The following is a 22,090-nucleotide window of genomic DNA, read 5'->3' as shown; positions in this document are numbered from 1 at the left end:
CTTATCAGACTCAGAGTCGTTTTCGTGCTGTGGATAACGGCTGTGGATACCGGCCAAGCTGTGGATAACTCTGTGGACCGCTGGATCGGCCGGGCAGTACCCGGCCGATCCAGCGCAGTCCGTCAGATATCCAGGAACCGAACGTCCTTGGCGTTGCGCTGAATGAACGACCGGCGCGCCTCGACGTCCTCACCCATCAGCACACTGAACAACTCGTCGGCGGTCGCCGCGTCGTCGAGAGTGACCTGACGCAGGGTACGCGTCGCCGGGTTCATCGTGGTTTCCCACAGCTCGGGATAGTTCATCTCGCCGAGGCCCTTGAAGCGCTGGATGTCGTCCGGCTTGGCGTTGGCCTTCTTCTGCTGGCGCAAGGCGATGAGCCCGTCCCGCTCGCGGTCGGAGTAGGCGTACTGCGCGTCGTCACCCTTCTTGTTCCACTTGATCTTGTAGAGCGGCGGGGCGGCCAGGTAGACGTGCCCCAGCTCGACCAGCGGACGCATGAAGCGGAACAGCAGGGTCAGCAGCAGGGTCTGGATGTGCTGGCCGTCGACGTCCGCGTCAGCCATCAGCACGATCTTGTGGTACCGCAGCTTCTCGATGTCGAAGTCGTCGTGGATGCCGGTGCCGAGCGCGGTGATCAGCGCCTGGACCTCGTTGTTCTTGAGGACCCGGTCGATCCGGGCCTTCTCCACGTTGAGGATCTTGCCGCGGATCGGCAGGATCGCCTGCGTGCGCGGGTCCCGGCCCTGCTTGGCCGAGCCGCCGGCCGAGTCGCCCTCGACGATGAAGACCTCGGACTCGCGCGGGTCGGTGGACTGGCAGTCGGCCAGCTTGCCGGGCATCGAGCCGGACTCCAGCAGCGACTTGCGCCGGGCCAGCTTGCGGGCCTGCTGGGCGGCGATGCGGGCGCGGGCCGCCTGGGACGCCTTCTGGATGATCATCTTGGCCTCGGCCGGGTTGCGGTCGAACCAGTCGACCAGCCGGTCGTTGCAGACCCGCTGCACGAAGCTCTTCACCGGCGTGTTGCCGAGCTTGGTCTTGGTCTGACCCTCGAACTGCGGGTTGGTCAGCTTGACCGAGATGATCGCCGCGAGCCCTTCGCGGATGTCCTCACCGGAGAGCTTCTCGTCGCCCTTGAGCAGCTTCTTGTCGGCGCCGTACCGGTTGACCACGCTGGTCAGCGCGGACCGGAAGCCCTCCTCGTGCGTGCCGCCCTCGTGGGTGTTGATGTTGTTCGCGAAGGTGTAGACCGACTCGCCGTACGACTCGTTCCACTGCATCGCGATCTCGAGCGACATGCCCTCCTCCTCGGCCCCGAACTCCACCACCGTCTTGTGGATGGGGTTCTTGGAGGCGTTGAGGTGCCGGACGAAGTCGGCGATGCCGCCGTCGTAGCGGAAGGTGACCTCGCGGGGCTTGCCGTCCTCACCCTCGGGGACCCGCTCGTCGAGCAGGTGGATGGTGAGGCCGCGGGTGAGGAAGGCCATCTCCTGCAGTCGCCGGTAGATGGTCTGGAAGTCGAAGTCGACGGTCTCGAAAACGTCCGCGTCCGGCCAGAAGGAGACCGCCGAGCCGGTGCGGTCGGTGGTCTCGCCCTTCTCCAGCGGAGTGGGCTTGGAGTTGTGGTACTGCTGCCGCCACACGAACCCGGACTTGTGGATCTCCACAGCCATCTTCGTGGAGAGCGCGTTCACCACGGACACGCCGACGCCGTGCAGACCGCCGGAGACGGCGTACGCCTTGCCGTCGAACTTTCCACCGGCGTGCAGCACGGTGAGCGCGACCTCGACACCCGGCTTCTTGAGCTTCGGGTGGAGGTCGACCGGGAAACCACGGCCGTTGTCGGTGACTCGGACGCCACCGTCGGCGAGCAGCACCACGTCGATGGTGTCGCAGTATCCGGCCAGCGCCTCGTCGACCGCGTTGTCGACGACCTCCCAGACGAGGTGGTGCAGACCGCGCTCGCCGGTGGACCCGATGTACATACCGGGCCGCTTGCGAACCGCCTCCAGCCCCTCGAGAACGGTGATCGACTCTGCGCCGTACTCCTGCTTGTCCTGCGCTGCCACCCTCGGCCACTTTCTCGCGTCCGCCGCGCCGGTAGGGGCGCGTCGGGCGCGGGTTCGGCGGACAGGACGCGACGTCGGCGCGCGGACCGGCACCGGAGACCTCCGGACAGCGGGTCGAACGCGCCGGTCGCCGCGGTTGCCCGCGGATCGCGATCGGCTCGACCCGACATGGAGAATGGAGCTGGGCCATCGGCCCCGTCCCACTCCCGCACCGGGTCTTCGTCTCGCTGTCAATCCTACTGTGCGCGGAGGACAGAACCACCACTCGGCACCCTCAGCGAGGCGGCTGAGAAGTCCATAGCCGGCAGAACCCCATCGCCCACGACTCCCCCCACACGCCAGGCTCCCATCGCACGCGCCGCCCCGGAACGGGTTGACCCGCGGTCGGGCGGGTCGGGGGTCGCGGCCGAAGCGTCCGTGCCGTACGTTTGCGGCGCCCCGGAACCAGCCTTGATCTTTAGCGGTTGGAACCGGGACGATCGACCCGATCGACCCGACACGTGCTCTTTAAGAGGTGACAGATGGGGCTGGACAACGTCGCGGTGCACTGGCCGCGGACCGGCCGCTTCTACGATCCGGTCGCGCCGGCCGAGTTCGTCGACTTCGGCGAGATCGTCGACCTGCCGCGCATCTCCGCGCCGACCGCGGCCCTGGCCGAGCTGATCGCGAAGACCGGCACCATCCGGGCGACCGCGTACACCGAGTTGGTGGATCTCCTGCTCGGCCTCGAAGGTGTGTTGTACGCCACAGACGCCGCCGCCGAGGACGAGGACCCGGTGATCGACCCGGACGGCTGCTCCTGGATCGCCAGTGGCATCGAGAGGTTCGTGGCCGCGCACCGCGCGACCAGCGAAGCGGTCACCTTCGAGACGGTGAGCACGGTGCTGCGCTCGCTCCTCGGCGACGGCAGGCTGGCCGAGCAGCAGCTGCGCTGGCTGGAGAGCCGGCTCGACGCGCTGCGCGACGAGCGCGGCGACCCGCCGCAGTGGAACTTCACCTGCGCCGAGCTCGGCGTGCTGGCCGCGTTCTACCGGCGCTGCGCCGAGCGCGGGTTCGCCGTCTACGCCGACGCCTGAGCCGCCGGGTCAGACTCCGAGGCGGCCGGCCGGTTGGCGGCCGCGATCACCTGCGTGAGCACCGTGTGCAGGTGTCGCAGGTCCTCGACGGGCAGCCCGAGACGGTCAACGATCGCGGCCGGGATCAGCTCGGCCTGACTCCGTAGCGCGGCGCCGCTGGCGGTGAGGGTGACGGCGAGGCTGCGCTCGTCGTTCGGGTCGCGTTCCCGGCGCAGGTAGCCGGCCGCCTCCAGCCGCTTGAGCAGGGGCGACAGCGTGCCCGGATCGAGCTGGAGCAGGCGGCTGAGGTCGCGGCCGGACAACGGCGCGTGCTGCCAGAGCGCCAGCATCACCAGGTACTGCGGGTGGGTCAGCCCCATCGGCTCCAGGAGCGGCCGGTAGACGGCCACCACACTGCGCGCGGCGACCGAGAGGGCGAAACAGACCTGCTGCTCCAACGCCAGCGGGTCGACGCCGTCCGGTCGTTCGCTCATCGGTTGCCCTCTCCACGCACGATGACTATCGTACCGATCATTGGCACACCAACCATTGGTGCCCCAATGATCTGCTCGTGCGACGGGCCGGGCGGCGAGGCGACGCGGGGAAGAGGCGGCAGATGAGCGAGGACGACGCGGTCACCAGGGCCCCGGGCGAGGGGGGCCGCTTGATGCGCTGGGCCTTCCGGCACCTCGCCGGCCCGGCCGAGGGCGTGCAGGGTGCGGTGCAGGGCGGCTCGACCGAGGCCCGCGAGGCGTGGAAACGCGACCTGGCCGAGCGCAAACGCTTCACTCGGGAGCAGCGCGAACGCAAACGGGCAGCCCGCGAGGCCGACCGGCGCGGCTGAGCAGTCGGCTCAGCCGTACGTGTCGCGCGGACCCCGCCCGCGGACCCGGCGTGGTCCCTTCCCCCAGGACGGCGCGGCCGGGCCGTGAATGTGCAGCTTGCGCACCACGTTGTGACCGACCTCGCTGGCGATCTGCTTGAGCAGCGAGCCGGCGAGCAGCCGCAACTGGGTGGCCCAGGCGGTCGAGCGCGCCTCAACGGTCAGCTCGCCGTTCTCCAACTTCACCGGCCGGCTGTTCTGCGCGACCTCGGGGCCGACAACCCGCTCCCAGGCGCCGAACACCGTGGCCTCGGCCGCCGGCTGCTGCCAGCCACGCGCCTTCACCAGCCGGTTGAGCACAGCGCCGAGCGGCTGCGGGTCGCGCGGGTCGGGGCCGGGACCGGAGTAGCCGCGCAGCCGCCGCCCCGAGCCGCCGGCACCGTCGCCGCTGCCAGGCGTACGCCGGGCGCGTGCTGCCGCCTGCCGCCGGGACAGCGCCGCGTCGAGCACCGCCCGCGCCAGCTCCGGCCCGCTGGGGGCCGCCGCCGGCTCACCGCCCGCCGAATCCGCCGCCTGCTTCGGGGTACGCGCGGCCGGGCGGTCGCCTTCCGCCGCCCGACGTGGGCGTGGCTCATCCGACACGGCGTACCGTCCCTTCGCCGACCTGATAGCGAGTGCCGCGCAGGGCGGCCGGCACGTCGTCGTCCACCGCGCAGGTGACCAGCAACTGACTCGCCCCACCCACCAACTCCGCCAACCGCTCCCGGCGGCCAGTGTCCAACTCCGCGAAGACGTCGTCGAGCACCAGCACCGGCTCGATGCCGTCGGCGCGCAACAGGTCGTACCCGGCCAGCCGCAGCGCGAGCGCGAACGACCAGGATTCGCCGTGGCTGGCGTAACCCTTGGCGGGCAGTGGACCGAGACTCAGGGCCAGCTCGTCCCGGTGTGGCCCGACCAGGGTCGTGCCCCGCTCGATCTCGGCGGAACGGGACGCGGCCAGCGCCGCCGTCAACGCCTCGGCCAACGCGCCCCGGTCGGTGGTCGGCTCGGCCAGGTCGATCGAGGGTCGGTAGGCGATGCTCGCCGCACCCCGACCGGCGGCCACCGCGTCGTACGCCTTCGCCACGTGCGGCGTGAGCGCGGCCACCAACTCCAGCCGGCCGGCGAGCAACTCCGCACCGTGCTGGGCCAGGTGGGTGTCCCAGACGGCGAGGGTGCCGAGGTCGCCGCCCCGCGACCCACCGGTCTTGCGGGCCAGGTACGCGGTGCGCAGCAGGGCGTTGCGCTGCTTGACGACCCGCTCGTAGTCGGCCCGCACCCCCGCGTACCGGGGCTGTCGGTTGACCAGCAGGTCATCCAGGTAGCGGCGGCGTTCGCCGGGGTCACCCCGGACCAGCTCAAGATCTTCCGGGGCGAACAGTACGAGCCGGAGCGCCCCCAGCACGTCCCGGGCCCGCCGCGCCGGCGAGCGGCCCAGACGGGCCCGGTTGGCCTTGCCGGGCACGATCTCCAGCTCGACCAACAGCTCGCGGCCGTCGTGCACCACCGCGCAGCGGATCACCGCGGACGCGGCGCCCATCCGGACCAGAGGCGCGTCGGTGGCGACCCGGTGTGAGTCCAGGGTCGCCACGTAGCCCAGCGCTTCGACGAGGTTGGTCTTACCGACGCCGTTGGCACCGATCAGAACATTCGCCCCCGGCTGGAGGTCGACGGCCACCCGCTCGTACGAGCGGAAGTCGACCAGTTCCAGCCGGCGAACGTACACAGGTTGTGGATACCGCTCAGCGCTTGTGGACGGCGTGGCCACCGAACTGCTGACGCAGCGCGGAGACGGCCTTCATGGCGGGCGAGTCGTCCTGCCGCGAGGCGAACCGGGCGAACAGCGACGCGGTGATGACGTTCAGCGGCACGGCCAGCCGGACCGCCTCGTCGACCGTCCACCGGCCCTCGCCGGTGTCCTCGGTGTAGCCGCTCAGCTCGGCCAGCTCCGGGTCCTCGTCGAGCGCCCGGTCCAGCAGGTCGAGCAGCCAGGACCGGACGACAGTGCCCTCGCGCCAGGACTTGATGACGCCCGGCACGTTGGTCACCAGCTCCGAGGCGGCCATCAGCTCGTAGCCCTCGGCGTAGGCGTGCATCAGGCCGTACTCGATGCCGTTGTGCACCATCTTCGAGTAGTGCCCGGCACCAACCGGACCGGCGTGCACGAAGCCGAACTCACCCTCCGGCTTGAGCGCGTTGAAGATCGGCATCAGTCGGTCGACGTGTTCCTGGGCACCGCCGACCATCAGCCCGTAGCCGTTCTGCCGGCCCCAGACGCCGCCGGAGACCCCGACATCGATGTAGCCGATGCCCAGCTCGTTGAGCCGCTCGGCGCGCGGGGCGTCGTCGCTGAAGCGCGAGTTTCCGCCGTCGATGATGATGTCGCCCTCGCCGAGCACCTCGGCGAGCTCGTCGATGGTGGCGTCGGTGACACCGGCGGGCACCATGACCCAGACCGCGCGCGGGGACTCAAGCTTCTCCGCCAGGCCCGCGAGGGACGTGACGTCGCTGATCTGCGCGTTGTGGTCGAAGCCGACCACCTCGTGCCCGGCCGAACGCAACCGCTCCCGCATGTTGCCGCCCATACGGCCGAGTCCTACTAGGCCGAGCTGCATGTGTTCCTACCTCCGTGGATCTGGGTGTTGCTGCGCGCGATCAGCGCGAGACGCGGATCGGCATGATGAGGTACCGATACCCCGGAATGACCTCGCCATCCTCGCCGGCGGGCGAGATCACCGCGGGCTTGAAGGCGTCGACGAACGAGAGCACGGCCGTCTGGGATCCCAGGTTTGCCAGACCGTCGATGAGGTACTGCGGGTTGAAACCGATGGTGAGCGGGTCACCGGTGAAGGTGGCCTCCATCGCCTCGCTGGCGCGGGCCTCCTCGGAACCGCCGGCCTCGACCACCAGGCCGTCGGCGCTGAAGCTGAGCAACACCGGCGTGGTGCGTTCGGCGACCAGCGCGACCCGCTTGACCACCTCGATCAGCGTGCTGACCGGGACTCGGGCGGCGGCGTTGTGGGTGGCCGGGAAGAGCGACCGCACCGGCGGGTAGTTGGCGCCGTCGAGCAGCCGGCTGGTGGTGCGTCGGGTGCCGCCCGCGAGACCGACCATGCCCTCGCCCGCAGCGCCCTGGGCGAGGGCGAGGGTGACCTCGCCGCCCAGCGGGCCGAGGGCCTTGGCGGTGTCGTTCAGGGTGCGAGCCGGCACCAGGGCGTTGATGCTCACCTCAGGGTCGTCCGGCCGCCACTGGATCTCGCGCAGCGCCAACCGGTAACGGTCGGTGGCGAGCATCGACAGCGTGTCGCCGGACAGCTCGACGCGGACCCCGGTCATCATCGGCAGCGTCTCGTCACGACCGGCCGCGATGGCGACCTGGGACACCGCCGTGGCGAACGCGGCGGCGTCGACAGTGCCGGCGCTCTGCGGCATCTCGGGCAGCGCCGGGTAATCCTCCACCGGCATGGTGGGCAGGGTGAACCGGGCGCTGCCGCAGACCAACTCGAGGTGCGCGCCGACCGCGGCGATGTCGACCGGCTTGGCCGGCAGCGCCTTGGTGATCTCGGCGAGCAGACGGCCGGAGACGAGCGCGGCGCCGTCGGCGTCGCCCTGCACCTCAACGGTCACCTGGCTGGAGACCTCGTAGTCGAACCCGGAGACCCGCAGGTTGCCGTCGGTGACGCGGAGCATCACCCCGGCGAGCACCGGTACGGATGGCCGGTTGGGCAGGCTCTTTGCGGTCCACGCCACAGCCTCGGCGAGCGCGTCACGCTCCACTCGGAACTTCATCAATGCCTCCGCGTCGACGTCAGCGACAACTCTCTCATGCCGACCGCTGCCTACCGTCCCGCCCGACCGTGCGGGTACCCATCGCACCTTAGGGCGCGGGGACATCGGCTGTGCGCCCGACCCCATGGATCGTGTCGATGCTGACGGGGTTGATCCGGCAGCGTTCGGCCCGATCCACAGAAAGCCCAACGGTGATGATTGGTTTTTGTTCTCTTAGAAGAGATAACTCATCGTCTTCATCGCACCTGTGCAAACTGTGGAGAACCGGGGTTTGCGCAGCTCAGACAGGCTATCCACCGGTGATTTAGCTGTGGAGAACCGGGGGTACAACCGGCTTGTGTGTCCACAGCCCGGCCGCGCCGGCCAGTTGTCCACCGTTGTCCACCGGTTATCCACCGGTAATCCACCGACTTTCTCCCCAAGCCTGTGGATCGCGGGGAAGATCACCATTGCCGTCATCCCCAGAACCTTCAACAGCTCGTACACAGGTTGATCGTGATCGGTGGAAAACGTGCCCGTCGTCCCCAGGCGTCCACAGCCTCGTGCACAGGGTTTCTCCACAGCCTGTGGGTAACCGGTGAAGGACGGACCGTAGTTATCCACCGGCGGTGGACAACGAGCTGTGGACAACGAGTGGACGACGAGGCGGTCACGGCCTCAATGCTGTGGTCTCCACCATGTCGAGAGTCCAGTCGGCGGACCAAAAACAACGCCCGGCCGGAGATCCGGCCGGGCGTGTCCCGGGCTGGGTACCGCCGCGACGGCGGCCGTACGCCTCAACTGTTCTGCTTGATCCGGTTGGTCAGCTCGGCGATCTGGTTGTACAGCGAGCGGCGCTCCGCCATCTGCTGCCGAATCTTGCGGTCGGCGTGCATCACGGTGGTGTGGTCCCGGCCACCGAACGCCTGCCCGATCCGGGGCAGCGACAGCTCGGTCAACTCCCGACACAGGTACATGGCCACCTGCCGGGCGTTGACCAGTACCCGGGACCTGGACTGGCCGCGCAGGTCCTCCAGGCTCACCCCGAAGTAGTCAGCGGTCGAGGCCATGATCTGGTCCGCGTTGATCTCCGGACCGGCGCCGTCCGGCATGAAGTCCCGAAGAACCTCCTCAGCCAGTGACAGCTCGACGGTCGACCGGGTCAGGCTCGCGAACGCGGTCACCCGGATCAGCGCGCCCTCCAGCTCCCGGATCGAGTTCGACACCCGGGAGGCGATGAACTCCAACACGTCCGGCGGCGCGTACATCCGCTCCTGCGCAGCCTTCTTCTGCAGGATCGCGATCCGGGTCTCCAGATCCGGCGGCTGGATGTCGGCCAGCAACCCCCACTCGAACCGGGTTCGCATCCGGTCCTCAAGGGTGGCGAGCTGACGCGGCGACCGGTCCGAGGTGATCACGATCTGCTTGTTGGCGTTGTGCAGGGTGTTGAAGGTGTGGAAGAACTCCTCCTGGGTGCGCTCGCGGTTCTCCAGGAACTGGATGTCGTCGATCAACAGGATGTCGACGTCGCGGTAGCGCCGCTGGAACGCGCTGGTCTTGTCGTCCCGGAGCGAGTTGATGAAGTCGTTGGTGAATTCCTCGGTCGAGACGTACCGGACCGAGCGGGCGTTGCCGAGCGTGGTGGCGTAATGCCCGATGGCGTGCAGCAGGTGCGTCTTGCCCAGCCCGGAGTGCCCGTAGATGAACAGCGGGTTGTACGCCTTGGCCGGTGATTCGGCCACCGCCACGCTCGCGGCGTGGGCGAAGCGGTTGGACGAGCCGATGACGAACGTCTCAAACATGTACTTCGGGTTGAGCCGGTTGCCGCCGGTGTCGGCGCCGGGCAACCGGCGGTCGTCGCGGCCACCGCTGCGATGGTCCACCGCGCTGCGACCCGGGCCGCTGTCCGTTCCGCTGTCCCGCGGGAGCGCACGGATCACGTGCTGGTCGCGCGGCGACGCCGAGTCGTCCCGGTAGCGCGGCTCGTAGGGCCGGGTGTCCGGGCCGGAGGGGTCCAGGCGGGCGGCCTGCTCGTCGTAGCCGCGTCGGTCCGCGCCCGGTCGGGGCGGCCGCAACGGCTCCGCGAAGGCGGTGCTGAACAACGCCTCCTGCCCGTCCCGGCTGGCCGGAATCAACCCCGGGCGGTGCCCGTCGACGCCCGGCGCGAGCGGCGGACCCGCCGGCGCGGGCGGTGCCACCGGATCGGACGTACGCGCCGGGGACTGCTCAGGGATCATCGTGTCGGCGTGCGGGCCGGTGCCCTGGTCGTCGTCGAACGACGAGACACCCGGACCGTCGAGATCGAGCTGCCCGGTCTCCGGGCCACTGCGGTAGACGGTGCCCGCTGGTCGGCCGGCGGCGTCCTCGGCCACCCGCACGGTGACCGCGACCTGAATCGGTCGACCCAACCGGCGGGTGAGCGCCTCGGTGATCGCCGGGCGCAGCCGTGACTCGATCACGTCGCGGGTGAACGCGTCCGGAACGGAGAGCAGCGCGGTGTCCTCGACGATGGCTCGCAGGCGGGTCAGTCGGAGATACGCACGCTGCTGAGCGGAGATGATCTCGTCGGCTAGCTCGTCGGTCGCCGCTAACCACACTGCGGCAAGGTCGGTCGTACCGGCCACCGTCGTGCCACCCCCCTCGCTTCTGCTCCCCGGCCGCCGCTGTCTGCCAGCCGGCCGTCCCGGGCCCGCCGCGTTCGCGGGTGGAACAACACCCACCCGGACGATCGACCGGTGGTCATCCACAAGTTATCCACAGCCTGTGTACCGACCAAATGTGGCCGCCACCGGACGGGGGTGGGACCTGCCCCTGCCTGAACGGGCGCTGAAGCGGGTTCACCGTGCCGAACGATTCACTGCCTTGTCCGGTCTTGCCTGTGCGACGACCGGAGCTTGAAGACGCTCACCGCAATCGGGCACGGTAACAGCGTTGTCCCTGCGCCATCAACCGGCGACGCGACGGCGCCCTTGTCGGCATCAGCGAAAACCGCCGTCCGGCCTCGGGCGCGTCCCGTTGTCCGCCGCTCGGGGTGTTTGACGGTCATTGCCCCCCTGCGTAGGCTGGAACGGCTGCTTTCTCGCCCTCTGCTAGGGTGATGGGTGCTTGCTGTCCACGGTCGCATCCCCGCATCGCCGAGGCCCCGCTCCGCCGGACAGCACCGATCGTGGGCCACCGTCGAGGTGGCCTGGACCACCACACGACCCCGGCGATCCCGTCGCGCGGGGCGCGTACGAAAACGGAGAGCCTGACGTGAGCAAGCGCACCTACCAGCCGAACAACCGCCGGCGCGCGAAGACCCACGGCTTCCGGCTGCGCATGCGCACCCGTGCCGGCCGTGCCATCCTGTCGAGCCGTCGCGCCAAGGGTCGCACCACCCTGTCGGCCTGAGCCGACCGGGCCGGTCCAGGGGACGTGGGCAGTCGTGCTGGCCGCCGCACAGCGACTGCGGCGCAGCACTGACTTCGCCGCAGCGGTTCGCGGTGGCCGACGCGCCGGACGTGGAGCCGTCGTGGTCCACCTGGCCGTGCCGGTGACCCCCGACCCCAGCACACCGACCTCGCCGGAGCCGGCACAGGACACCAGTGCGGACCAGTCGTCCGCGCCGTCCCGTGCCGGCTTCGTCGTGTCCAAGGCGGTCGGCAACGCGGTGACCCGTAACCGGGTCCGACGCCGACTGCGCGCGCTGGTCCGGGAACGGCTGACCGCCCTGCCTGCCGGCAGCACCCTCGTGGTGCGGGCGCTCCCCGCCGCGGCGCAGGCGTCGTACCCTCGGCTCGCCACCGACCTGGACGCCGCCATCGCGGTCGCCCGGTCGCCCCGCGAGCGGCGGTCCCGATGAGCGGCACCGAGCAGACCAGCCCACGCCCGTCGACAACCGGTGCCAAGGTGCTGATCGCGCCTATCATCGCGTACCGTCGGTGGATAAGTCCGGCACTGCCGGCTCGCTGTCGGTTCTACCCGTCGTGCAGCGCGTACGCCCAAGAGGCGGTCGCTCGGCACGGCGCGCTTCGGGGAGCTGTGCTGGCGGTCCGGCGGTTGTTGCGCTGCCACCCCTTTCACCCTGGTGGATACGACCCGGTGCCGGAGCCGGGCGGCCGCCGTCGTGCTGATGTGACTGGAGCCCCGAATTGAGTCTCGACTGGATCTACTACGCGATTTCGTGGATCCTGCTGACCTGGCACTCTGCTTGGGACGCCATCGGGGTGCCGGTCGGCGCGGTGCTCGGCACCAACTTCGCCTGGATCCTGGCCATCGTCTTCCTGGTGGTCACCGTCCGGGTGATCCTGTTCCCCGTCTTCGTCAAGCAGATCAAGTCGCAGCGGGCGATGCAGGCGCTCCAGCCCAAGGTCAAGGAGCTTCAGGAGAAGCACAAGGGTGACCGGGAGACGCTCCAGAAAGAAATGATGGAGCTGTACAAGAAGGAGAAGGCCAACCCGCTGATGGGTTGCCTTCCGATGTTCCTTCAGATCCCGGTCTTCCTGGGCCTCTTCCACGTGCTGCGCCGCCTCGACCCGGACAAGCAGAACAAGACCCTCTACGGCTGGACCGTCGACCAGTTCCAGAGCGCCTCGCAGGCGAAGCTCTTCACCGCCCCGATCGCCGGCAAGTTCGGCTCCACGGCCGACGAGCTGGCCAGCCTCGGTGCCAACGGCAGCACCGTGAAGGTCATCGCCGGTGTCCTGGTGCTGGTCATGATCGCGACCACCTACCTGACCAGCCGTCAGATGATCCTCAAGACCGGCTGGGCGGAGGACCCGCAGCAGCGGATGATCCAGCGACTGATGCTCTACGGCATCCCCGCGTCGCTGCTGATCTCCGGCGCGATCTTTCCGATCGGCGTCATCATCTACTGGGTCACCAACAACCTCTTCACCCTCGGCCAGCAGCAGTGGGTGCTGCGGAAGTTCCCGCCGCCGGTGACGGCCAAGAAGGCCGTCGCCCCCGCCGCCTCCCGTAACCCGGTGCAGCCCGCCAAGTCCGGTGGCCTGTTCGGCCGCGGCAAGGCGGCCCCGCCGGCGCCGGTCAAGGCGGCCGCGCCCAAGGTGGCCGGGCCGAAGCCGGGCGCGAAGCCGGTGAACAACCCGAAGAAGAGCCGCCCCGCCAAGCGGCAGGGCTGATCCGCGAGGGCCGCCGCCGGACCACCGGTGGCGGCCCGTTCCGCACCGCGCAGCCGCCGTACGGCCGGCGCCGGGTGGAACCGACCGCGCGCCGCGCGGCCACGGGCGACACTGCCCGTACAGACGTGCCCGTGGGCACCGGCGACCTCCCGCCGGCCCCGGGAAACCAGTCGGACCCGACGGTCCGGCCGAGCGATTACGGAGATGAGACCGTGACCGAGACCAGCATCCCCCGCGCCGAGCAGCCCCTGGACGAGGAGGAGACCCCCGCGCTCGCGGTGAACGACGACGACACCGACGCCGACGACGCCGAGGTGGACGACGACACCGACACCGCCGCTGGCACCCGGGCCAAGAAGGCGGTGGGCGAGGGCGACCTCTTCCGGCAGAGCGAGATCGCCGCCGACTACGTCGAGGGCCTGCTCGACATCCTCGACTACGACGGCGACATCGACGAGCTGGTCGCCGCCGGCCGTCCGATGGTCGAGGTGGTCGGTGAGCGGCTGCAGAATCTGGTCGGTCAGCGTGGTGCCACCCTGGAGGCGCTCCAGGAGCTGACCCGCCTTGCCGTCTTCCGGCAGACCGGTACGCCGAGCCGTCTGCTGCTCGACGTCGGCGGCTACCGGGCGAACCGCCGCAAGGAACTCGCCGCGGTCGCCAAGAACGCCGTCGAGAAGGTCAAGGAGTACGGCGAGCCGGTCCGCCTGGAGGCGATGTCCGCGTTCGAGCGCAAGTGCGTGCACGACGTGGTCAACGCCATGTCCGGTGTGGCGAGCGAGTCCGAGGGCGTCGAGCCGAACCGGCGCATCGTCGTACGGCCGGCGGACTGACCGGGTGACCCACGACGACAACACGGCTGACGCCGTGTCCGGCCCGGGCGGCACGCCGCCCGGGCCGTCCGCTGTCCACCCCGCCACCGCCGACCTCGACGCGGAGTCGACCGGGCGCGACACCGCCCCGGCCGCGACCGATGCGGCGTTACCGCCGGAGCTGGCGCCGGCCGCGCTGACCCTCTTCGGTGATCGTCTCGACCTGGCCGCCGCGTACGCCGAACTGCTGGCCACCGACGGGGTGGTCCGCGGGCTGATCGGCCCCCGGGAGGCACCCCGCATCTGGGATCGGCACCTGCTCAACTGCGCTGCGGTCGCCGAGCGGATCCCGTCCGACGCGACGGTGCTCGACGTCGGCTCCGGCGCTGGTCTGCCGGGTCTCGTGCTGGCCATCGCCCGCCCCGACCTCACGGTCACCCTGATCGAGCCGCTCGCCCGACGGACGTCGTTCCTGATCGAGGTGGTCGAGCGACTTGGCCTGGCCAGGTCGGTACGGGTGTTCCGCGGCCGGGCCGACGAGGCAGCCAGCGGATCGAGCGGTCGGGAGCCGATCAGCGGAGACGTGGTGACCGCGCGTGCGGTCGCCCCCCTGGACCGACTGGCGGGTTGGAGTCTCCCCTTGGCGGTTCGCGGTGGCCGGCTGCTGGCGCTCAAGGGCTCGTCCGCAGCAGCCGAGATCGAGGAGCACGCCGAGGTGGTGGCGCGGCTCGGCGGCGGCCAGCCGACCGTGGAGCTCTGCGGCGTCGGGGTGATCGACCCGCCCACCACAGTTGTGGAGATCGTGCGGGAGCGGATGATCGGCCCACCCCGCCCGGCCGCCAAGAAGCGCGCCCGGAGTGGCCGCCCCCGCCGAGGTTGACACGTCGCGCCACCGGGCTTCCGGCCGGTGGGTTGCCTCGTTGTACCGGTACGGATGGACGAGGGGATGAGAACCCGACGTGGACCGGCCGCGCCCGTCCGCCGTAGGCTGACCGCGCGTCGATAGTGTGGAGCGGGTGACGGACGTCGCGGGTCTCCGACCGCTCTCGTGGGCCGTACGCTCTGAGATGCGGGCGTGGATGCGGCCAAGTTGACCGGGGCGCGGACCGACCATCCGAAGCGGGCAGGGATGACAGGTGCATGACGACGGCAGGTATGACGATCCACGCGTGACCGGGTCGACCAGTGATCCCGTTTCACGTGAAACCGACTACCCCAGCTGGTCGCCCAGCGCGACCGGGCCATCAACCCGACCTACGGACAGCGATCCGCCGGCCGCGCTCGACCCCCCGTCGGGCTCTGGTCGGCCGGAGAGCTCAACCACTCCGGAGCCGGCGAGTGCTCGTCGGTCGCCGGAGGCGCTGAGTCGGCCGGTCAACGCCGCCGAGGTGCGGCCGACCTCCGGTCGCCGCAACACCGCCTCGGCGGTCCGCTTCGAGCCGGCGGTCCCGCACCAACCCACCGCAGCCGTCGTTCGGGATGCCACGCCGGTGGTCGTCGACGTGCCGGTCGCTTCGACCGAGTCGTTGGCGGCCGTGGCGGCGGACCCCACGTACGTTTCACGTGAAACCCCGACGCGCGAAGAGGATGACCCACCGTTGGCTATGGAGGCGATGCGCGCCGTGCAGATCCTGAATCCCAGTGGCGAGGTGACCATGCCTCGGCCGGACCGGACCCGGGTCATGTGCGTCGCCAACCAGAAGGGTGGCGTGGGTAAGACCACCACCACCGTCAACCTTGCGGTGGCGCTCGCCCTGCATGGCAACCGGGTGCTCGTGGTCGACCTCGACCCGCAGGGCAATGCCTCGACCGGGCTCAACGTCCCGCACCACACCGGAATCCCCGACGTGTACGACTGCCTGATCAACAGCGTGCCGCTGGCCGAGGTGGCACAGGCGGTCGAGGGCATCCCCAACCTCTGGTGCGTACCCGCGACCATCGACCTGGCCGGCGCGGAGATCGAGTTGGTGTCGGTGGTGGCCCGGGAGTCGCGCCTGGACCGGGCGATCGCCGCGTACCCGGGCGAGTTCGACTACGTCTTCATCGACTGCCCGCCGTCGCTCGGTCTGCTCACGGTCAACGCCCTGGTTGCCGCGCAGGAGGTGCTGATCCCGATCCAGTGCGAGTACTACGCGCTGGAAGGGCTCAACCAGCTGATCAACAACATCAACCTGGTACGCCAGCACCTCAACCCGAAGCTCGACGTCTCCACCATCCTGCTGACCATGTACGACCGTCGCACCCGGTTGGCCGACGCCGTCGAGCAGGACGTCCGGAACCACTTCGGCGACAAGGTTCTTCAGGCGGTCATCCCCCGCAACGTCCGGGTCTCCGAGGCACCGAGCTACGGCCAGTCGGTGATGACCTACGATCCCGGTTCGCGGGGTGCCACGAGTTACTTCGAGGCCGCTCAGGAAATCGCCGAGCGGGGCGTCAAGGAGCCGGTGGGCCGGAATGCGTAGTGCGGACGAGTCGCTGGGAGGCGTGGCATGAAGAACCGTCCTCGGGGCGGTCTGGGTAGGGGCCTGGGGGCGCTGATCCCGACCGGGCCGGCGCCGGGTGCCGCGGGCACCGCGACGGCCGAGCCGGAGAACGAGCACGCGGCCGAGGCGAGCACCGTCGCCGTTCCCGCGGTGCCCGCCGGAGCGCCGGTCCGCGAACCGGAGCCCGTGCTCAGCCCGGTGCCTGGTGCGCGATTCGCCGAGATCCCAGTCGACGCGATCATGCCCAACCCGAAGCAGCCCCGCCAGGTCTTCGATGAGGAGGCGCTGGAGGAGCTGAAGACCTCGATCCAGGAGGTCGGCTTCCTTCAGCCCATCGTCGTTCGCCAACTCGACGACGAGAAGTACGAACTGGTGATGGGCGAGCGGCGCTGGCGGGCCGCCCAGGCGGTGGGGCGGGAGAGCATCCCGGCGATCGTCCGGGACACCCGCGACGACGCCATGCTCCGCGACGCGCTGCTGGAGAACATTCACCGGGCCAATCTGAACCCGCTGGAAGAGGCAGCGGCCTACCAGCAGCTGCTGGAGGAGTTCGGGGCCACCCACGAGGAGTTGGCCCGGCGGATCGGTCGGAGTCGGCCGCAGATCTCCAACACGATCCGACTGCTGAATCTGCCCGCGCAGGTGCAGCGCCGGGTCGCCGCCGGCATCCTGTCGGCGGGGCACGCCCGCGCCCTGCTGAGCCTCGACGAGGCGGAGGCGCAGGAGCAGTTGGCCCTGCGAATCGTGGCCGAGGGGCTGTCGGTTCGGGCGACCGAGGAGATCGTGGCCCTGACACTGAACGACGGGCCGGCGAAGGGGCAGGCCGCGAAGCGGCGACCCAAGGCCCACGCGCCGGCCCTGACCGATCTCGCCGACCGGTTGTCCGACCGGTTCGACACCCGGGTGAAGGTGGACATCGGCCGGAGCAAGGGCAAGATCACGATCGAGTTCGCCACGGTCGACGACCTTGAGCGGATCGTCGGGATCATCGGCGTGCAGCAGGAGGAGGAGAACGGCGACTGACCCCGCCCGTTCGCCGACGGCCGCGCTACCCGCAGGGGGCGCGGCCGTTCTGCGTTCCGGGCCGCCCCGTTTCACGTGAAACAGCCGACCGTCACGGCTCTGGCGGACGGACCGGTTCACCGCGAAGGCGGACGGTTGGGTGGTGCCCGGCTGGGGGATTGCGGGTGGGCGATCGCCGACGGGTGCGTACGAGCGCGTGGCGGGCTGGCGGGCAAGGGGCGCGGTGGGCAAGAGGCGCGGTTGGGCAAGGGGGCGGCGCGGCGAGCGAGGGTGAGGCGACGAGCGCGGGCATCGGGCGCGAGGCATCGGGCGCGGGGCATCGGGCGCGGGGCATCGGGCGCGGGGCATCGGGCGTGGGGCGGCGAGCGCGGGGTGCAGTGCTGGCCGAGGCGACCCAGTGATCCCCTACGCGCCCCACAGAACGCTCCGGGACTGCCCGGTCGACCTGAGCCACCCCCTGCCCCGCGTGAAGCGTCAGCGGCCCGCTCAGTGGGCGCAACGCACCTTGGTAGCCAACCCCTCGGCCGCGAGCCCTTCACCGCGGTTCGCCAAATCCAGTCGAGCGGCGGAACCAGCGCCGGCTGTGCCGAGCGCCCCGGCGCGGCTCGGTTTCACGTGAAACCGAGTGATCGTGCTGGCGCGTTGAACAAGCCCTTCCGTCCTGAGTGGCCCGGCGTGGAGTCGCCGCCGCATCTCGGACCGGCGACATCGGTGCTGCGATCTCTCTCGGCGGTCCGGAGCGTGCGGGGCGGAGCGTGCGGGGCGGAACACCGGACGGCTGAGGCCGTCCGGAGGCGTCACGCGATGCGCCTCCGCCGCCGGCCCGGACGGCCATCAGACCCGCCAGCCCGGCGGCCATCGAACCCGCCGATCCGGGCGGCTGCGGACAACGAGCGACCGGTCGAAAAGTTATCCACACCGGTTGTCCACAGGCACCCCCCGTTTCACGTGAAACAGCGCGTGGGAGCGGGTGCAAGCCTGTGGATGACCGCCTGTGTTCAGGATCTCGGCAGGCTGTGGATATCGCCTCTCGACGCCGACGGGACCGTGTCGGCCGGGCCGGCTGACGGGACCCGATCCGGCGGTCCGAGACCGCTCAAACAGGTAGGGACAGCGGTGCCAGACTCGGTTAGGGTCAGCGTCGTGCACGACACCCCTCCCTCAGTCCCGGACTTCACCCAGTGGCCGTCGTTCCCCTTCGAGGGCGACCTCCACGTGAAGCAACTCGATGATCCGGTCCCGGTCGAACCGCCCCGGAAGGGCGAGGGTCTCCGGGAATGCACCGCCTGCAACGCGCCCGACGACGCCTACATCTGGGTGGGAGAGCGGTGGCGGGTCCGCGCGATGGACCGACCCACCGGTCTGCCCATGGTGTTGATCCTGGAGTCACGGACGCACCTCGACCTCGGTGATCTGCCGAACCTGCTCGCTGCCGAGTTGGGGGTCATGACGGTACGTCTGGAGCGGGCCATCCGATCGCTCGACGGCGTGGCGCGGGTGCACGTCAATCGCTGGGGCGACGGCTCCGCCCATCTGCACATGTGGTTCCTCGCCCGTCCGTACGGGCGTCTTCAACTGCGGGGCACGTTCCTGTCCCTGTGGGATTCGATCCTGCCGCCGATTTCCGAGGAGCAGTGGCGGGAGAACCTGGCCCTGGTCGCCGCCTGGCTCGCTGAGTTCGGTGGCCGCCCGCTCGCCGAGCCGCCCCGCATCCAGTGGCAGGCACCGTCCAGCCTGCTGGCCCAGTCCGCCGCCGCAGATGCTGCGGCAGCAGCGGACGCCGCAGCAGCAGCGGACGCCGCAGCAGCAGCGGAGGCAGCGGCAGCGGCGGACGCGTTCTCGGTGATCGAGGCTGCTGCGGAGATTCCGGAACCGGCGCTCGACTCCCACTCCGCGTCTGCTGACGCCGGCAGTGTGTCGCCGTCGGTCGAATCGGTCGTGGGCGTCGACGCGGGCTCGACGGCGGGCACCGTCACCGAGCGGACGGCTGAACCCCCTCGGACGGCATCGACCGCCACCCTGCCCGGCAGCCCGGCTGCCACCACCGCCAGTACGGCGGGAACGCCCACCGACGGATCTCGGGTCGGCCCGGCGGAGGTGCCCAGCGACGAACCAGGCGTCGGCCCGGCAGCGACGCCCACCGCCGTCGACGCCGCCAGCGGGAGCACCAACGAGACCCCCTCGGATCCGGCCGACCCGGCTGCCGCCAACCCCGGCAACGACCCTGGCGTCGGGGTGGCCGTCCGCAGCGCGGTTCCCACGATCGGCGTCGAGGACACCGGCAAGCCGGGCGTAGCGCGCACCGACGGCAGTGAGCCACCCGACGCACGCGCGAGTCGCTGATCGGAATCTGACCATGAGGCTGGCCTCGACCGGCCACCCTCATGGTCGACCGGCGGGCGGGTGCCGCTCGGCACCGATGGGCTGGCGGCGTAGGTCAGTGAGTGGTGAGACGGGCCGCCGCTCGGGCGACCAGGGTGCCGAGGAGTCGGCCGAAGTCCAGCCCGGCCGCCTGCACGGCGAGCGGCAGCAGTGACGTCTCCGTCATGCCCGGCGAGACGTTGACCTCCAGGACGTGCGGCTGGCCAGCCGCGTCCACGATCACGTCGACGCGCGAGAGGTCCCGCAGACCGAGCGCGGTGTGCGCGGCGAGGGCAACATCGGCGACCGTGGCAGCCACCTCCGGCTCCAGCCGGGCCGGGGCGTGCCAGGTGGTCCGTCCGGCGGTGTAGCGGGCGGCGTAGTCGTACACGCCGTTGCGCGGCACGATCTCCACCGGCGGCAGCGCCCGCGGGCCATCGCCGAGGTCGACGACGGAGACCGCCACATCGATCCCCGGCACGTACCGCTCCACCAGCGCCGTGGAGTCGTACGCGAAGCAGCCGACCATCGCGGCGGGCAGCGCGGCGGCGTCCCGGACGACCGCTGCGCCCAGCCCGGACCCGCCCTGCGCCGGCTTGACCATCAGGGGTACGCCCAGACGGTCGACGATGCGATCCAGGACGGCGACCGCGCCGAGCTCGGAGAAACGATCGTGCGGGAGCGCCACCCAGTCCGGGGTGGGGATGCCGGCCTCGCGGAGCACCGCCTTGGCGGAGGGCTTGTCCCAGGCGACCCGGGAGGCCCGAGCGTCGCAGCCGACGTACGGGATGTCGCACAGATCCAGCACCCCGCGCAGTGAGCCGTCCTCACCGGTGGCGCCGTGCAGTGCGATCACCACCGCGTCCGGCGGGTCGGCCGCGAGCGCCGGTAGGAGCGCCACGTCCGCGTCCCGCAGCTCGGCCTCCACCCCGACGGCGCGCAGCGCGTCGAGCACCCGACGACCGGAGCGCAGCGACACGTCGCGTTCGTAGGAGAGCCCACCCGCGAGCACCACGACGTGCAGGTCGGCCGAGACGGCGGAATCGGTCACGAGGAGGTGCTCGGCGGTCGTACCCATGCCGGCATCATGCCAAGTCGGGCCCTGGCACGTCGGAGCCGGCCTGCCCGCGTCGGCCGGCGGCGCCGCGCACGGCACCGAAGACCCGGCGCATGGCGATCTCCTGTTCCATCACGCCGGCCAGCCGCCGGACGCCCTCGCGGATCCGCTCTGGCGGCGGGAAGCTGAAGTTGAGGCGCATCGCGCCGGTGCCGGTGCCGTCGGCGTAGAAGCCGGTGCCGGGGACGTAGGCGACCCGGGCGGCGACAGCGCGGGGCATCATCGCCTTCGAGTCGAGCCCGTCCGGCAGGGTGGCCCAGACGAACAGACCGCCGGCCGGCGTGGTCCAGTTGGTGCCCTCGGGCATCAGGTCGGCCATCGCGTCGAGCAGGGCGTCCCGGCGTTCCCGGTAGACCTCGCGGTAGACCTTGAGCTGCTGCCGCCACGGCATGGTGCCCAGGTAGGTGGACACGGCGGCCTGGGCGAAGCCACTGGGGCACAGGATCTGCGCCTCGCTGGCGATGACCAGCTTGTCGCGGACCGCGTGCGGCGCCAGGATCCAACCGACCCGCAGCCCGGGGGCGAAGGTCTTGGAGAAGGTGCTGAGGTAGAAGACGCCATCGCGGCGGCGGGCCCGCAGGGGGGCTGGCGCCTCACCCTCGAAACCCAGCTGACCATACGGGTCGTCCTCCACGACGAGCAGGCCGGCGCGCTCGCAGATGTCGAGCACCCGCTCGCGGCGCTCCTCGCTGAGCGTCACGCCGGTCGGGTTCTGGTAGGTGGGGATGGTGTAGAGGAACTTGACCCGTCGGCCCGCGCGGGCCAGGTCGGCGATGGCCGTCTCCAGCGCCTCCGGGATCAGCCCGTCGGCGTCCATCGGGACGTGCACCACCTGCGCCTGGGCGGCCTGGAAGACACCGAGCGCGCCGACGTACGTCGGGCCCTCGGCGAGCACCACGTCGCCCGGGTCGAGGAAGAGCCGGGCGACCAGGTCGAGCGCCTGCTGCCCGCCGACGGTGACCACCACGTCCTCCGGTGAGGCGCCGCAGGCGGCGTCGATGCCGGAGAGCGCCATCACCTCGCAGATGCGTTCGCGCAGTTCGAGGGTGCCCTGACCGATGCCGTACTGGAGGGTGGCCACGCCGTGCTCGGAGCCGAGCCGGCCGAGCATCTTGCCGACCGCGTCGAGAGGCAGCGCGGCGATGTACGGTGCGCCGCCGGCGAGCGAGACGACCTCGGGACGACTGGCCACCGCGAACAATGCTCGGATCTCGGAGGCGGTCATCCCGCGGACCCGCCGGGCGTACCGGTCGGTGTAGTCGTCGAGTGTCGTGCCGGTCATGACCTCACCTCGATCACTGCTCGGGTGGTTCCCGCCCCCGGGTACCCCGCACACCGCTGACCATGGCGACGGGCACACCGAATGTCGATCCTAGTCCGCCAGAGCCCCGCCGCCGCCGTACCGAGGCAGATCGACCACATG

20 protein-coding genes are annotated in these 22,090 nt (G+C 70.6%); 11 read left to right on the top strand and 9 right to left on the bottom strand.

Annotated features, from left to right (window positions below):
- Nucleotides 1–122: 122 nt before the first annotated feature.
- Nucleotides 123–2,069, bottom strand: coding sequence for a DNA topoisomerase (ATP-hydrolyzing) subunit B (gene gyrB, locus EV382_RS25375; RefSeq protein ID WP_130405853.1), 1,947 nt, complete (start codon nucleotides 2,067–2,069; stop codon nucleotides 123–125).
- A gap of 521 nt (nucleotides 2,070–2,590) precedes the next feature.
- Between gyrB and EV382_RS25370 the strand changes: the two genes are divergently transcribed.
- A complete protein-coding gene (locus tag EV382_RS25370) occupies nucleotides 2,591–3,145 on the top strand; it encodes a hypothetical protein (protein WP_130405851.1) in 555 nt (184 codons plus the stop codon).
- On the opposite strand, the gene EV382_RS25365 is transcribed toward EV382_RS25370, so the two are convergent.
- Nucleotides 3,130–3,618 carry a MarR family winged helix-turn-helix transcriptional regulator gene (locus EV382_RS25365; protein WP_130405849.1) on the bottom strand — a complete coding sequence of 163 codons (489 nt, stop codon included), beginning with the start codon at nucleotides 3,616–3,618 and terminating at the stop codon, nucleotides 3,130–3,132. The genes EV382_RS25370 and EV382_RS25365 overlap by 16 nt on opposite strands.
- Nucleotides 3,619–3,740: 122 nt before the next feature.
- On the opposite strand from EV382_RS25365, the gene EV382_RS25360 reads away from it, so the two are divergent.
- On the top strand, nucleotides 3,741–3,968 hold the full coding sequence (locus tag EV382_RS25360; protein WP_130405847.1) for a hypothetical protein: 228 nt from the start codon (nucleotides 3,741–3,743) through the stop codon (nucleotides 3,966–3,968).
- A gap of 9 nt (nucleotides 3,969–3,977) precedes the next feature.
- Here EV382_RS25360 and EV382_RS25355 read toward each other — a convergent pair whose 3' ends face one another.
- The 5 genes from EV382_RS25355 to dnaA form a co-directional block, all read right to left on the bottom strand.
- Complete coding sequence (locus EV382_RS25355) at nucleotides 3,978–4,589, bottom strand: DciA family protein (protein ID WP_244236812.1); 612 nt, start codon at nucleotides 4,587–4,589, stop codon at nucleotides 3,978–3,980.
- Entirely contained in the window at nucleotides 4,579–5,712 is a 1,134-nt protein-coding gene (gene recF / locus EV382_RS25350) for a DNA replication/repair protein RecF (protein ID WP_130405845.1), read from the bottom strand. Before recF ends, EV382_RS25355 begins: the two co-directional genes overlap by 11 nt.
- A gap of 16 nt (nucleotides 5,713–5,728) precedes the next feature.
- Entirely contained in the window at nucleotides 5,729–6,601 is an 873-nt protein-coding gene (gene gnd, locus EV382_RS25345) for a phosphogluconate dehydrogenase (NAD(+)-dependent, decarboxylating) (RefSeq protein ID WP_130405843.1), read from the bottom strand.
- A 40-nt stretch (nucleotides 6,602–6,641) separates the two neighbouring features.
- Nucleotides 6,642–7,775, bottom strand: coding sequence for a DNA polymerase III subunit beta (dnaN, locus tag EV382_RS25340; RefSeq protein ID WP_130405841.1), 1,134 nt, complete (start codon nucleotides 7,773–7,775; stop codon nucleotides 6,642–6,644).
- A gap of 776 nt (nucleotides 7,776–8,551) precedes the next feature.
- Nucleotides 8,552–10,351: a chromosomal replication initiator protein DnaA gene (gene dnaA, locus EV382_RS25335; RefSeq protein ID WP_425272002.1), complete on the bottom strand. Its 1,800-nt coding sequence runs from the start codon at nucleotides 10,349–10,351 to the stop codon at nucleotides 8,552–8,554.
- Between the two features lie 655 nt (nucleotides 10,352–11,006).
- On the opposite strand from dnaA, the gene rpmH reads away from it, so the two are divergent.
- The 9 genes from rpmH (at nucleotide 11,007) to EV382_RS25285 (ending at nucleotide 19,532) form a co-directional block, all read left to right on the top strand.
- Nucleotides 11,007–11,144 carry a 50S ribosomal protein L34 gene (rpmH, locus tag EV382_RS25330; RefSeq protein ID WP_007453904.1) on the top strand — a complete coding sequence of 46 codons (138 nt, stop codon included), beginning with the start codon at nucleotides 11,007–11,009 and terminating at the stop codon, nucleotides 11,142–11,144.
- Between the two features lie 34 nt (nucleotides 11,145–11,178).
- Nucleotides 11,179–11,595 carry a ribonuclease P protein component gene (rnpA, locus tag EV382_RS25325; protein WP_130405837.1) on the top strand — a complete coding sequence of 139 codons (417 nt, stop codon included), beginning with the start codon at nucleotides 11,179–11,181 and terminating at the stop codon, nucleotides 11,593–11,595.
- Nucleotides 11,592–11,888, top strand: coding sequence for a membrane protein insertion efficiency factor YidD (gene yidD / locus EV382_RS25320; protein ID WP_130405835.1), 297 nt, complete (start codon nucleotides 11,592–11,594; stop codon nucleotides 11,886–11,888). The genes rnpA and yidD overlap by 4 nt, the downstream gene beginning before the upstream one ends.
- Nucleotides 11,885–12,874 carry a membrane protein insertase YidC gene (yidC, locus tag EV382_RS25315; RefSeq protein WP_130405833.1) on the top strand — a complete coding sequence of 330 codons (990 nt, stop codon included), beginning with the start codon at nucleotides 11,885–11,887 and terminating at the stop codon, nucleotides 12,872–12,874. Before yidD ends, yidC begins: the two co-directional genes overlap by 4 nt.
- Nucleotides 12,875–13,086: 212 nt before the next feature.
- Nucleotides 13,087–13,704: a Jag family protein gene (locus EV382_RS25310; protein ID WP_130405831.1), complete on the top strand. Its 618-nt coding sequence runs from the start codon at nucleotides 13,087–13,089 to the stop codon at nucleotides 13,702–13,704.
- A gap of 160 nt (nucleotides 13,705–13,864) precedes the next feature.
- Entirely contained in the window at nucleotides 13,865–14,563 is a 699-nt protein-coding gene (rsmG, locus tag EV382_RS25305; RefSeq protein ID WP_244236994.1) for a 16S rRNA (guanine(527)-N(7))-methyltransferase RsmG, read from the top strand.
- Between the two features lie 256 nt (nucleotides 14,564–14,819).
- A complete protein-coding gene (locus EV382_RS32910) occupies nucleotides 14,820–16,145 on the top strand; it encodes a ParA family protein (RefSeq protein ID WP_130405827.1) in 1,326 nt (441 codons plus the stop codon).
- Nucleotides 16,146–16,172: 27 nt separating this feature from the next.
- Entirely contained in the window at nucleotides 16,173–17,189 is a 1,017-nt protein-coding gene (locus tag EV382_RS25295; RefSeq protein WP_130405825.1) for a ParB/RepB/Spo0J family partition protein, read from the top strand.
- Nucleotides 17,190–18,557: 1,368 nt separating this feature from the next.
- Complete coding sequence (locus tag EV382_RS25285) at nucleotides 18,558–19,532, top strand: hypothetical protein (protein WP_425272001.1); 975 nt, start codon at nucleotides 18,558–18,560, stop codon at nucleotides 19,530–19,532.
- 94 nt (nucleotides 19,533–19,626) lie between these two features.
- Here EV382_RS25285 and EV382_RS25280 read toward each other — a convergent pair whose 3' ends face one another.
- Together EV382_RS25280 and EV382_RS25275 are read right to left on the bottom strand one after the other, a co-directional pair.
- Nucleotides 19,627–20,628 (bottom strand): D-alanine--D-alanine ligase family protein, encoded by a 1,002-nt coding sequence (locus EV382_RS25280; protein WP_130405821.1) that lies wholly within the window; start codon nucleotides 20,626–20,628, stop codon nucleotides 19,627–19,629.
- A gap of 7 nt (nucleotides 20,629–20,635) precedes the next feature.
- Complete coding sequence (locus tag EV382_RS25275; RefSeq protein ID WP_130405820.1) at nucleotides 20,636–21,949, bottom strand: aminotransferase-like domain-containing protein; 1,314 nt, start codon at nucleotides 21,947–21,949, stop codon at nucleotides 20,636–20,638.
- Nucleotides 21,950–22,090: the final 141 nt, after the last annotated feature.

This window comes from Micromonospora violae, from assembly GCF_004217135.1.
Lineage (GTDB): Bacteria > Actinomycetota > Actinomycetes > Mycobacteriales > Micromonosporaceae > Micromonospora > Micromonospora violae.
The sequence above is the reverse complement of the archived record's forward strand: the minus strand, read 5'-3'. Positions and strand labels throughout refer to the sequence as shown.

What these genes read in the sequence shown, in the direction of transcription:
- EV382_RS25370 (WP_130405851.1), top strand. Translation starts at nt 2,591, where the DNA reads ATGGGGCTGGACAACGTCGCGGTGCACTGGCCGCGGACCGGCCGCTTC.
- EV382_RS25365 (WP_130405849.1), bottom strand. Translation starts at nt 3,618, where the DNA reads ATGAGCGAACGACCGGACGGCGTCGACCCGCTGGCGTTGGAGCAGCAG.
- EV382_RS25360 (WP_130405847.1), top strand. Translation starts at nt 3,741, where the DNA reads ATGAGCGAGGACGACGCGGTCACCAGGGCCCCGGGCGAGGGGGGCCGC.
- gnd (WP_130405843.1), bottom strand. Translation starts at nt 6,601, where the DNA reads ATGCAGCTCGGCCTAGTAGGACTCGGCCGTATGGGCGGCAACATGCGG.
- dnaN (WP_130405841.1), bottom strand. Translation starts at nt 7,775, where the DNA reads ATGAAGTTCCGAGTGGAGCGTGACGCGCTCGCCGAGGCTGTGGCGTGG.
- yidD (WP_130405835.1), top strand. Translation starts at nt 11,592, where the DNA reads ATGAGCGGCACCGAGCAGACCAGCCCACGCCCGTCGACAACCGGTGCC.
- EV382_RS25295 (WP_130405825.1), top strand. Translation starts at nt 16,173, where the DNA reads ATGAAGAACCGTCCTCGGGGCGGTCTGGGTAGGGGCCTGGGGGCGCTG.
- EV382_RS25285 (WP_425272001.1), top strand. Translation starts at nt 18,558, where the DNA reads ATGGTGTTGATCCTGGAGTCACGGACGCACCTCGACCTCGGTGATCTG.
- EV382_RS25280 (WP_130405821.1), bottom strand. Translation starts at nt 20,628, where the DNA reads ATGGGTACGACCGCCGAGCACCTCCTCGTGACCGATTCCGCCGTCTCG.
- EV382_RS25275 (WP_130405820.1), bottom strand. Translation starts at nt 21,949, where the DNA reads ATGACCGGCACGACACTCGACGACTACACCGACCGGTACGCCCGGCGG.